The organism is Kitasatospora sp. NPDC059803 (assembly GCF_042732255.1).
Lineage (GTDB): Bacteria > Actinomycetota > Actinomycetes > Streptomycetales > Streptomycetaceae > Kitasatospora.
On the sequence record NZ_JBHWIJ010000220.1, the window covers coordinates 1 to 9,906 of the forward strand.

The following is a 9,906-nucleotide window of genomic DNA, read 5'->3' on the forward strand; positions in this document are numbered from 1 at the left end:
CGCCCGCGCGCCCGGGCGCGGGGGGGCGCCCCCCCGCCCCCGCGCGGGCGCCCCCGCCGCCCCCGCCGGCCGGGGCTCGCGCGGGGCGGGCCCCCCCCCCCGCGACTCGGCCCCGCCCAGCCCGCAGGCCGCGAGCGGCTCGGCGAGCCCGGCCTCCCCGGCGAGCGCGTCCAGTAGCCGCCCGGCGGCCCGGCGCCGCGCGCCCGCGTCGGCGTGGGCGCGGGCGGCGAGCGGGGCGAGCAGTTCGGCCAGGGCCTGGAGTGCCGGTTCGGCCGCCGCCGAGCGCAGGTGCGGGCGCAGCCGCCAGCCGTCGAACGGCGAGCCGTCCTGGGGCCCGACGGGCAGCCCGGTGTCGCCGCGCCCGGCGGGCGGGACGGGTGCGGCGGTGGCAGGTACGGCGGTGACGGCAGTGGTGGCGGTGGCGGCGACGGCCCGGCCGCCGGCGGTGGTGATCGAGCAGTCCGGCACCCCGAGCCGGCCGACCGCGTGGGCCAGCACCTCGCCGGCCCCGGCGTCCGCGTGCAGCAGGTCGAGCAGTTCGTGCCGGACGGTCTCCGGGATCGCCGCGGTGTCCTGGGCGCCGGCCCGCAGGTCCCCCCAGAGTCGCAGGTAGACGCGGTCGGTGACGGCACGGAAGCTGACTCCGGCTGGCACCGCCAGCAGCGGGATGCCGTGGGTGCGGCAGGCGTCGGCGAGGCTGTCCGGGACGCTGCCGTGGGTGCCCTCGCCGGCCAGCAGCGCCGCCACGCCCGCGCTGCGCAGGGCGGTGGCGAAGCGCAGCGCGCCGGAGGCGTCGGCGGGCTGCCACCAGACCAGGCCGGTGAGGACGAGTTCGCCGGGCTGGAGGTAGCGGGCCGGGTCCTGGAGGTCGGTGGAGCTGAGCCCGGTGACCGGGCGGTCGAGCAGGTCCGGGGTGCCCCAGGCCAGGCGGATGTCCAGGTCGTCGAGGTGCAGCAGGTCGCCGACGATCATCTCTCGCTCATCTCGCTCTCGCTCTCGCCTTTGTGCGCCGCGCACGGCTGCTCCTCGCAAGTGCAAGGTTCAGATGTGCATGGGCATCGTAAATGCAAGTCATGCGGCGGTGATTCTTCTTGTCGGATCATCCAGTGCGGGCCCCCTCGGCGGGTGTGCGGAACCAGTCGTCCGCCCGATTGCGGTGCCGCTTCCATCGGCTTCCGCCGGCTTCCGCCGGCTTCCGCCGGTGCGGGGCGCGCCGAGCCGCCTCCTCGGACATGCCCGCCCCTGTCCCCGCAGTTGCCAGCCGAAAGCGCTCCATCCCATCGCAGCTGCCGCTGAAATCATCCTTTCGGCGCCGCAGCTGCGAATGCCAGGGCCCTCCCTCGGGTAACCCCCTCCCGGGTCGCAGCGGCGCGGCCCGGGAGGAGGGAGCACCATGACCCCGTCGAGCCCCACCGTCCGGCTGCACGGCCACTTCGACCGGCCCGCCGAGCTGTCGGTCGACCAGCTGCGCGCCCTCCCCGTGCACCGCGTCGAGGTCAGCTTCGACTGCCTGGCCGAGGGCGAGCAGCGGCACGACTACGAGGGGCCCGCGCTCTGGGACGTACTGTGCGCGGCCCGGCCCCGGATCGACTTCTCCGGCCGCAAGCAGCGGCTGCGCTTCCTGCTGTCGGTCAGCGGCGCGGACGGCCACCGGGCCGTCGTCTCCTGGGCCGAGATCGACCCCGACTTCGGCGGCCAGCGGATCCTGCTGGCCACCAGCATGGACGGCGCCCCGCTGGACGCCGCCGGCCCGCAGCTCGTCGTCCCCGACGACCACTGCGGCGCCCGCTACGTCAGCGGGGTCACCGCCGTGTGGCTCGGCCCGCTGGGTGAACCGGCGGCCTGAGCCCCGGCCGCGCGTAGCCGGGCCTTGTGTCGCTGGGCCTTGTGCCGCCGGGTCGGCCGAGCCGCGGCCCCGGTCCGAGTCTTGTGCCGCCAACGGGAGCGTGGGAAGGATGGGCGCATGACGATCGATCTCGCCTTCGCCGAGCGCTTCGCCGAGGTCTGGGCCGCCGACTGGAACTCCCGCGACCTGGAGCGCATCCTCGCCCACTACACCGAGGATGTGGTCTTCGCCTCGCCCCGGATCCGGGTGCTCACCGGTGAGCGGCTGGACGAGGTGCGCGGCAAGGAGGCCCTGCGCGCGTACTGGGCGCAGGGCCTCGACCGCCTGCCCGACCTGCACTTCACCGTCGAGGACGTCCGCGCCTCCGTGGACACCGTCGTCATCAACTACCGCAACGAGCGGGGCCAAGCCGTCGCCGAGGTGCTGACCTTCCGCGACGGCCTGGTCTGCCGGGGCCTCGGCGCCTACGGGCCGGAGGCCTGACGCGGGCCCCCGTCGGATCCTCGCCGGGGCCGTAGGCCCTGCTCGGAGGGGGTGTGGGCCCGATCGCAGCCGAGACCGAAAAGAGCTCGCCGGATGCCTGTTTCCGTGCCAACATGCCCCATATGGGGACGATTCTGCACGGCACCCTGGTGACCCTCCGTACCGCCGGCACCGACGACATCCCGGCGCTCGCGGCCATCCGCGGCACGCCCGAGGTGTTCGCCCGCTGGCGGGGCGGTGACGACCTCGCCGACGCCGTCGCCAGCGACCTGGAGGAGCCCGACACCGAGACCCTCGCCGTCGAGGTGGGCGGGAAGATCGTCGGCGCCATCCAGTGGTACGCCAACAACGACGACGAGTACCGGCACGCCGGCATCGACATCTACCTCGACCCGGAGGTCCACGGCGTCGGCCTCGGCGCGGACGCCGTCCGTACGCTGGCCCGCCATCTCGTCGACCACCACCACTACCACCGGCTGATCATCGACCCGGCGGCCGACAACACGGCCGCGATCCGCTGCTACGCGAAGGTCGGCTTCCGCTCCGTCGGCACCATGCGCCAGTACGAGCGCGGCCCGGACGGCACCTGGCACGACAACCTGCTGATGGACCTCCTCGCGGACGAGCTCCGCTGACCGGCGCGCCCGCGCGGCGGTAGGCGGCCCGGCAGCGGCCCGACCGGCCCGGAGCGCGCGTGGCGCGGAGTCAGATCGCGGCTGCGCCTGCGGTCGCCCGCTCCGGCGCCGGGCAGCCGCAGGTGCGCCGCAGCACCAGCCGGGCCGGGAAGGTCCGCGCGCCGGTGGAGCGCCGCTCGGCCCCGCCGAGGACCAGGTCGACCGCGGCGCGGGCCATCTCGTCCTGCGCGGTCGCGACGGTGGTCAGTGCCGGGCCGGCGATCACCGCCTCGGCGATGTCGTCGAAACCGGCCACCGCGAGCTGCTCCGGCACCCGGATGCCCAGGTCGTCGGCGGCCCGCAGCAGGCCGATCGCCTGGTCGTCGGTCGTGCAGAACACGGCGGACGGCCGGTCGGGCCGGGCCAGCAGGGCGAGCGCCTCGGCGTGCGCCCGGACACGGTCGAACGGCGCGGGCACCAGCCGCCCCTCGGTCGCCAGCCCGGCCTCGGCCAGCGCGGCGGCCCAGCCGGCCGTCCGCCCGGTGACCGGGTCGTGCGGGCTGAGCGCGAGGGTGCCGCCGAAGCAGTGCACCTCGGCGTGGCCGTGCCCGAGCAGGTGCCGGACCACCTCGCGGGCGCCGCCCTCGTCGTCCGCCACCACCGCGACGCCGTCGGCGGTCTCCGCCCGGTGGTGCAGCAGCACGACCGAGGTGCCGTCGCCCACGTCGAAGCCGGTGAGCCCGGGGGTGGCCGGGTCCTGGGTGACCAGGATCAGCCCGTCGACCTGCATGCCGAGGAACGCGCGGATGTAGTGCGCCTCGCGCTCGTCCACGTAGTCGGAGTTGCCGATCAGCAGGAGCCGGCCGTGGTCGGCGGCGGCCTGCTCGACGGCGTGCGCGAGCCCGGCGAAGAACGGCTGGCGGGCGTCCGGCACGACCATGCCGAGCAGGTTGGTCCGCCGCCGTGCCATCGCCTGGGCGACCCGGTTGGGGCGGTAGCCGAGCTCCTCGACCGCCGCGAGCACCCGCGCCCGGGTCGCGGGCGCCACCGGCCGCGGCCCGTCGTTGATCACATAACTCACGACCGCCGTGGACGTCCCCGCCACCCGCGCCACATCGTCCCGTGTCACCCTCGCCATGCCCGCGAGCCTACACAGCGCCTCCGACAGCTCCGGGCTGCCGTCGCCGCCGGGCGCCCGCCGCGGTCAGTACGTGTGGTCCGCGGTGATGTCCGCCGAGAGGCCGAGGGCCTGTTCGGCGGGTCGCCCGCGCAGCGCCAGCAGGGTCTGGGCGAGCGCGTCGACGGCGGCCAGGTGGGCGAGCCGGCTGGCCGTGGTCTCCAGGCCGAAGACCAGGTCCTGCCCGCCCGCGACCAGGGTGTGGGTGGCCGTCTCGGTGAGCGGCGAGCGGGCGTAGCTGGTGAGCGCGACCACGGCCGCCCCGGCCGCCCGGGCCCGGCGCGCGGCGTCGATCACCAGCGGGGTGGCGCCGCCGTGGCTGACCGCGAAGCAGACGCCGTCGGGCGGGAGCTGGGCGGCGGCCAGCTGGGCGGTGAGCGGGTCGGCGGGGGCGTCGACGCGCAGGCCGAGCGCGCGCAGCCGGTAGGCGAGGTCGAGCACCACCGCGCCGGACAGCCCGGAGCCGACCAGCACCACCTGGCCGGCGCCGGCCAGCACGTCGGCGGCCGCCCGCAGGTCGTCGGCGGTGAGCGTGGCGGTGATCCCGTCCAGGGCCGCGCGGGCGGCCCGCAGGGTGTCGGCGAGGGCCCGGGCGGCCGGGTCGCGTGCGTCGTCGTCGTCGGCGGGGGCCGGGGCCGTGGCGGGGGAGTGCCGGGCGGCGGCGATCTTCAGCTCCTGGTAGCCGCGGAAGCCGAGCCGCTGGCAGGCCCGGACCACGGAGGAGGGGGCGGTGCCGGCCAGTGCGGCGACGTCGCTGACGCTCAGGTGCACCAGGCCGGCACCCCGGTCGAGCACCACCTCGGCCACCCGCGCCTCGGCGCCGCGCAGGTCGCCGAGCCGGGCCCGGATCCGCGCAGCGAGCTGGGACTCCAGGGGCGTCATGTCGGAATGTCCTTCCATGGCGCTAGGGTAGCGTGGAATTCGGTTCCAGGCCGTGCCGGGTCGCCGGAAGGCCGTCGGAGGGGAGCTTCGCCATGCCCGAGATCGTGCCGGCCGTGCCGGTGGCCGTGCTCGCCGCGGCCGTGCTGCACGCCGTCTGGAACGGCCTGGCGCACCGAATAGCGGACAAGCTGGTCGGCTTCGCGCTGATCAACCTGACCTACACCGCGTGCGCGCTGGTCCTGGTGCTGCTCAACCCGCTGCCGGCGGCCTCGGCCTGGCCGTACCTGCTGGCCTCGGTCGCCGTCCAGACGACGTCGACGGTCCTGCTGCTACGGGCCTACCAGCTGGGCGACTTCGGGCAGATGTACCCGATCGCGCGCGGCTCGGCGCCGCTGCTGGTGGCCCTGCTGTCGGCCACCGTGCTCGGCCAGCGCCCGGGCGCGGGCGAGCTGTTGGGCGTCGTGGTGATCTCCTGCGGCCTGATCGGGCTGGCCTTCGCCAAGGGCGTCCCGGGGCGGGCGCAACTGCCCGCGCTCGGGGCCGCCGCCGGGACGGGCGTGATGATCGCCGTCTACACGGTGCTGGACGGCAGCGGCGTCCGGCACGCCGGGACGGTCGGCGGCTACGTGGCCTGGCTGTTCCTGTTGCAGGGGCCGACGCTCGCGCTGATCGTCTGGGCCCGGCGCGGCCGTTCGCTGCTGACCGGGGTCGGCAAGGTGGTGCCGGTGGGGATCGCGGGAGGCGTGCTCTCGCTGACGGCCTACGGCCTGGTGGTGTGGGCGCAGTCCCGGGGGGACTTGGCGACGATCGCGGCGCTGCGCGAGACGAGCATCGTGATCGCCGCCCTGATCGCCACCGTGGTGTTCCGGGAGCGGCTCGGCCGGCTGCGGCTGAGCGCCAGCCTCATCGTGCTGGCCGGGATAGCCGTCCTGGAGCTGGTCCGGCCGTAGCGCTGTCTGGCCGATCGCGGGCTGATCCACCGAGACCGGCCGGACAGAGACTGGTGGCCGTCAGCTCTTCTCCGGCACGATCACGGTCAGCGAGGTGCTCAGCACCTCGAAGCCCAGGGACTCGTAGAGCCGACGGGCCGGGTTGCTGTCGGTGACGGCCAACTGCACCTCGACGAGCCCGCGTTCGGCGGCGTCGGCGACGGCGCGGCGCAGCAGGTCCGCGCCGAGGCCCCGGTAGCCGAGCTCCGGGTGCCGGAAGACGTCGGCGATCCACGGCAGGCCGCCGCGGTCGGTGAGGACGAGCCCGGCCACCACCCGGTCCTGCGCGTCCACGGCGAGCAGGCTGGACGGCAGCACCGGCCCGATGACCTCGCCGGCGAGCAGCGGGGCGATCCGCTGCGCCAGCGCCTGCCGGTCGTCGCCCGCGAAGTGGTCTGGGTGCCCCGGGGCGAACGCGGCCCGCCAGGCCTCGAACAGGTCCTCGGGCGCGCGGTCGCAGGGCGCGGCCCGCAGGCCGCCGCGCAGCGGGGCCCCGGCCCAGTCGGCGGGCGGCGGGTCGGCGACCAGGTCGCGCCGCATGGCGTGGGCGTGCCGGAGCACGGTGGCGCCGTGCTCCAGCAGGGCGAGGCCGAACTCGGGGGTCCCGGAGACCACCCACCCGGCCAGCTCGGTGCGGACGAATTCCACCGGGTCGGTGCCGTCGTTTCCGTCCACCACCTCCAGCAGGTCGGCCCAGGGCCGCCCCTCCCGCTCGCCGAGGAGGTAGCGCACCACCGGTACGCCCTCGCCGTTTCGCCCGATCACCCAGTCAGTCTCGGTCACACCCAGCCCCATTCGTACGGTCGTTCGTCCGCCGTCATGGTCGACGAGAGCGCGCTCGGGGGCAACCGAATTGTCAGGCCACCACCGCGGAGCGGACGCAGAGCACGTCCGGCAGGTGGGAGATCAGCGGTGACCAGCTCTCGCCCTCGTCGTGGCTGCCGTAGACGTCGCCGGTCCGGTTGCCGAAGTAGATCCCGGCCGGTTCGGCGTCGTCGGTGCGCAGCGCGTCGCGCAGCACGATGCCGTAGTGGTCCTCGCCGGGCAGGCCGTCGGCGAGCGGCTGCCAGCTGGTGCCGCCGTCGGTGGTGCGGAAGACCCGGCACCGGAGGCCGGGCGGGATGCGGTCGTCCCCGCCGCCGAGCGGGAACAGGTAGGCGGTGTCGCCCCGGCGCGGGTGGGCGGCGACGGCGAAGCCGAACGCGGCGGGCAGCCCGTCGGCGATGGAGCGCCAGCTCGCGCCCCAGTCGTCGCTGCGGTAGACGCCGCCGTGGTTCTGCAGGTACAGCCGGTCGGGGTCGACGGGGTCGGGGGCGATCTTGTGCACGCACTGGCCGAACTCGGGGTACTGGCCCTCCTCCGGGAGGAACTCGGCGCGCAGACCGGTGTTGGCGGGCTCCCAGCTGTCGCCGCCGTCCTTGCTGCGGTAGACGCCGCCGGTGGAGACGGCGACCAGCAGCCGCTGCGGGTCGCGCGGGTCGGTGACGACGGTGTGCAGGCCCTGGCCGCCGTAGCCGGCGCCCCAGTCGGTCCGGTGCGGGTGGTTCCAGAGCGACTCGACCAGGCGGAAGGTCTCGCCGCCGTCCTCGGAGCGGAACAGCGCGGCGGGCTCGGTGCCGGCGTAGACGACGCCGGGGGCCTCCGGGCCGGCCGGCTGGAGCTGCCAGACCCGGGTGAGCGAGGCGCCGGTGGCTTCGGGGAAGCGGATCGCCGGCTGCGGCGGCTCGTACCAGGTGGCGCCGAGGTCGTCGGAGCGCCAGACGGACGGCCCCCAGTGGCTGCTGTCGGCGCCGACCAGCAGCCGGGTGCGGCCGTCGCGGCGGTCGATGGAGACGGAGTAGACCGCGTTCATCCGGAAGTGCGGCCCGCTGAACTCCCAGTCCAGCCGGTCGCGGCTGCGGCCGAGAAAGAGGCCCTTCTCGGTTCCGACGGCCAACAGCACTTCGGTCATGCCCACACCACCTGGTGACGAGTACGGCCCCCCGGGACGGCCCCCGACGCCCAGTGTCCCGTTGTCCACCGGCGGCCACATCTCGCCGCGCCCACTCACCCGGAAGGCTCTCTCGTCAGGAACGCTCACCCGCCCGGCTCACCCCCGGCAGCCCTCCAGCAGCCGCAGCCACACCTCGCTGATCGTCGGGTAGGAGGGCACGGCGTGCCAGAGCCGGTCGATCGGCACCTCGCCGACCACGGCGACGGTCGCCGAGTGCAGCAGTTCGGCGACCCCGGGGCCGACCAGGCAGGCGCCGACCAGCACCTCGCGGTCCAGGTCGAAGACCACCCTGGCCCGGCCGCGGTAGTGGTCGCCGTACAGCGAGGCCCCGGCGACGGCGCCGAAGTCGTGGTCGACGGCCTTGACCCGCAGCCCGGCCCCTTCGGCCGCCGCCAGGGTCAGTCCGACGGCGGCGACCTCCGGATGGGTGAACACGACCTGCGGCGCGCCCGCGCTGTCGGCCGACGCGGCGTGCGCGCCCCAGCGGGAGGTGTCCAGCGCGCGCCCCTGGGCGCGGGCCACGATCGCCGAGCCCGTGATCCGGGCCTGGTACTTGCCCTGGTGGGTGAGCAGCGCCCGGTGGTTGACGTCCCCGGCGGCGTACAGCCACTCGCCGTCGACGCCGAGCACGGTGCAGCTGTCGTCCACCTCCAGCCAGCCGCCCGGCTTCAGCCCGACCTGCTCCAGCCCGACGTCGGCGGTGCGCGGGGCCCGTCCGGTCGCGTACAGCACCTCGTCCACGGTCAGCCGCTCGCCGCCACCGAGCGTCAGGACCACCGGCCCGGCGCCGTCCGCCCGCTCCAGCGCGGTGGCCTCCGTCCCGAACCGGAGGTCCACCCCGGCCTCGCGCAGGCCCTCCGCGACCAGCTCGCCTGCGAACGGCTCCATCCGCGGCAGCAGGTGGTCGCCGCGCACCAGCAGCACCACCTCGGAGCCGAGCGCCCGCCAGGCGGTCGCGAGCTCCACCCCGACCACGCCGCCGCCGACCACCGCCAGCCGCCCGGGCACGGCCGGAGCGGCGGTCGCCTCCCGGTTGGTCCACGGGTGGGCCTCCGCCAGCCCCGGCACGCCCGTGGGCAGCACCGGGCGGCTGCCGGTGCACACGGCGACGGCGTGCCGGGCGGTGAGCACCCGCTCGGTGCCGTCCTCGGCCTCCACGGTGACGGTCCGCACGCCCGCCAGCCGGCCGTGGCCGCGCACCAGCTCGATGCCGGCGCTCCGCAGCCACTGCACCTGGCCGTCGTCGTTCCAGTGCGAGGTGAAGGAGTCCCGCCGGGCCAGCACCGCGGCCGGGTCCAGCCGCCGGTCGCCGACCGCCTCCCGGGAGCCGGCCACCGCGCGGGCGTCGGCCAGCGCGGCCACCGGGCGCAGCAGCGCCTTGCTCGGCATGCAGGCCCAGTACGAGCACTCGCCGCCGACCAGTTCGGCCTCCACGACCACCGTGCGCAGGCCGGCGGCGGCCGTCCGGTCGGCGACGTTCTCGCCGGTCGGGCCGCCCCCCAGGACGATGACGTCGTACTCCTCGGCGGTGCTGGTCATACCCGGTCCTCCGTGCTGTCGATGGCCACCCCGGCCCGCAGGGCGAGGGTGATGGGCGTGTGGTCGCGGACGTCGAGCAGCCGGGCGTGCCGGGCGTGCCGGGCGCGCCGGGCGTCGTCCAGCGCGTCGGTGAGGGCGCCGGTGAGGGCGGCCTTCCGGGAGGTCGGCCCGTGGCTGCCGTTCGTCTCGTACCCGAGCCTGACCCGAACGGCCTCCAGCGGCCACTTCTCGCGCTCCGCGTGCATCCGCAGGGGCTCGCTTTCCTATGGGATCCGGCCCCCGGCCGGACGGGGGGCGGGGGGGGGGTGTGGGGGACCGCGCGAGCGCGCAAGGAAGAGAAACTGAGAGACAGAGACCCCACGCGAAAAAATCTATCACACACA

Annotated in this window: 11 protein-coding genes; 4 read left to right on the top strand and 7 right to left on the bottom strand. The window is 75.8% G+C overall.

Translation table 11 applies throughout. From position 1 onward, the window contains the following. A partial coding sequence (locus ACFV6I_RS28405; RefSeq protein ID WP_380428356.1) for a PucR family transcriptional regulator ligand-binding domain-containing protein occupies nucleotides 1-972 on the bottom strand: 972 nt, incomplete at its 3' end. Between the two features lie 421 nt (nucleotides 973-1,393). Here ACFV6I_RS28405 and ACFV6I_RS28410 point away from each other — a divergent pair. The 3 genes from ACFV6I_RS28410 to ACFV6I_RS28420 all read left to right on the top strand — a co-directional run bounded on the left by ACFV6I_RS28410 (nucleotide 1,394) and on the right by ACFV6I_RS28420 (nucleotide 2,964). Further along, nucleotides 1,394-1,846 (top strand): molybdopterin-dependent oxidoreductase, encoded by a 453-nt coding sequence (locus ACFV6I_RS28410; protein ID WP_380428358.1) that lies wholly within the window; start codon nucleotides 1,394-1,396, stop codon nucleotides 1,844-1,846. Nucleotides 1,847-1,963: 117 nt separating this feature from the next. Further along, on the top strand, nucleotides 1,964-2,329 hold the full coding sequence (locus tag ACFV6I_RS28415; RefSeq protein WP_063346981.1) for a nuclear transport factor 2 family protein: 366 nt from the start codon (nucleotides 1,964-1,966) through the stop codon (nucleotides 2,327-2,329). 122 nt (nucleotides 2,330-2,451) lie between these two features. Further along, nucleotides 2,452-2,964: a GNAT family N-acetyltransferase gene (locus tag ACFV6I_RS28420; RefSeq protein ID WP_079135490.1), complete on the top strand. Its 513-nt coding sequence runs from the start codon at nucleotides 2,452-2,454 to the stop codon at nucleotides 2,962-2,964. A gap of 70 nt (nucleotides 2,965-3,034) precedes the next feature. Here the strand turns inward: ACFV6I_RS28420 and ACFV6I_RS28425 are convergent, their stop codons facing one another. Beyond that, the gene (locus tag ACFV6I_RS28425) at nucleotides 3,035-4,081 is read right to left on the bottom strand and encodes a LacI family DNA-binding transcriptional regulator (protein WP_063346980.1); all 1,047 of its coding nucleotides are present in this window, start codon (nucleotides 4,079-4,081) and stop codon (nucleotides 3,035-3,037) included. 66 nt (nucleotides 4,082-4,147) lie between these two features. Further along, nucleotides 4,148-5,020 carry a MurR/RpiR family transcriptional regulator gene (locus ACFV6I_RS28430; protein ID WP_380428360.1) on the bottom strand — a complete coding sequence of 291 codons (873 nt, stop codon included), beginning with the start codon at nucleotides 5,018-5,020 and terminating at the stop codon, nucleotides 4,148-4,150. 74 nt (nucleotides 5,021-5,094) lie between these two features. Here ACFV6I_RS28430 and ACFV6I_RS28435 point away from each other — a divergent pair, with 74 nt between their 5' ends. Further along, complete coding sequence (locus tag ACFV6I_RS28435; protein ID WP_063346978.1) at nucleotides 5,095-5,952, top strand: DMT family transporter; 858 nt, start codon at nucleotides 5,095-5,097, stop codon at nucleotides 5,950-5,952. Between the two features lie 60 nt (nucleotides 5,953-6,012). Here ACFV6I_RS28435 and ACFV6I_RS28440 read toward each other — a convergent pair whose 3' ends face one another. From ACFV6I_RS28440 to ACFV6I_RS28455, 4 genes are all read right to left on the bottom strand, one after another. Further along, a complete protein-coding gene (locus ACFV6I_RS28440; RefSeq protein ID WP_244293317.1) occupies nucleotides 6,013-6,774 on the bottom strand; it encodes a GNAT family N-acetyltransferase in 762 nt (253 codons plus the stop codon). 73 nt (nucleotides 6,775-6,847) lie between these two features. Next, on the bottom strand, nucleotides 6,848-7,942 hold the full coding sequence (locus ACFV6I_RS28445; protein ID WP_380428362.1) for a WD40/YVTN/BNR-like repeat-containing protein: 1,095 nt from the start codon (nucleotides 7,940-7,942) through the stop codon (nucleotides 6,848-6,850). Between the two features lie 138 nt (nucleotides 7,943-8,080). Further along, complete coding sequence (locus ACFV6I_RS28450) at nucleotides 8,081-9,523, bottom strand: dihydrolipoyl dehydrogenase family protein (protein ID WP_380428364.1); 1,443 nt, start codon at nucleotides 9,521-9,523, stop codon at nucleotides 8,081-8,083. Continuing rightward, entirely contained in the window at nucleotides 9,520-9,768 is a 249-nt protein-coding gene (locus tag ACFV6I_RS28455; RefSeq protein WP_380428365.1) for a hypothetical protein, read from the bottom strand. The genes ACFV6I_RS28450 and ACFV6I_RS28455 overlap by 4 nt, the downstream gene beginning before the upstream one ends. Between the last annotated feature and the right edge of the window lie 138 nt (nucleotides 9,769-9,906).

Coding starts and splice junctions, on each gene's coding strand:
- ACFV6I_RS28425 (WP_063346980.1), bottom strand. CDS start 4,081: ATGGCGAGGGTGACACGGGACGATGTGGCGCGGGTGGCGGGGACGTCC.
- ACFV6I_RS28415 (WP_063346981.1), top strand. CDS start 1,964: ATGACGATCGATCTCGCCTTCGCCGAGCGCTTCGCCGAGGTCTGGGCC.
- ACFV6I_RS28435 (WP_063346978.1), top strand. CDS start 5,095: ATGCCCGAGATCGTGCCGGCCGTGCCGGTGGCCGTGCTCGCCGCGGCC.
- ACFV6I_RS28445 (WP_380428362.1), bottom strand. CDS start 7,942: ATGACCGAAGTGCTGTTGGCCGTCGGAACCGAGAAGGGCCTCTTTCTC.
- ACFV6I_RS28420 (WP_079135490.1), top strand. CDS start 2,452: ATGGGGACGATTCTGCACGGCACCCTGGTGACCCTCCGTACCGCCGGC.
- ACFV6I_RS28410 (WP_380428358.1), top strand. CDS start 1,394: ATGACCCCGTCGAGCCCCACCGTCCGGCTGCACGGCCACTTCGACCGG.
- ACFV6I_RS28450 (WP_380428364.1), bottom strand. CDS start 9,523: ATGACCAGCACCGCCGAGGAGTACGACGTCATCGTCCTGGGGGGCGGC.
- ACFV6I_RS28430 (WP_380428360.1), bottom strand. CDS start 5,020: ATGGAAGGACATTCCGACATGACGCCCCTGGAGTCCCAGCTCGCTGCG.
- ACFV6I_RS28455 (WP_380428365.1), bottom strand. CDS start 9,768: ATGCACGCGGAGCGCGAGAAGTGGCCGCTGGAGGCCGTTCGGGTCAGG.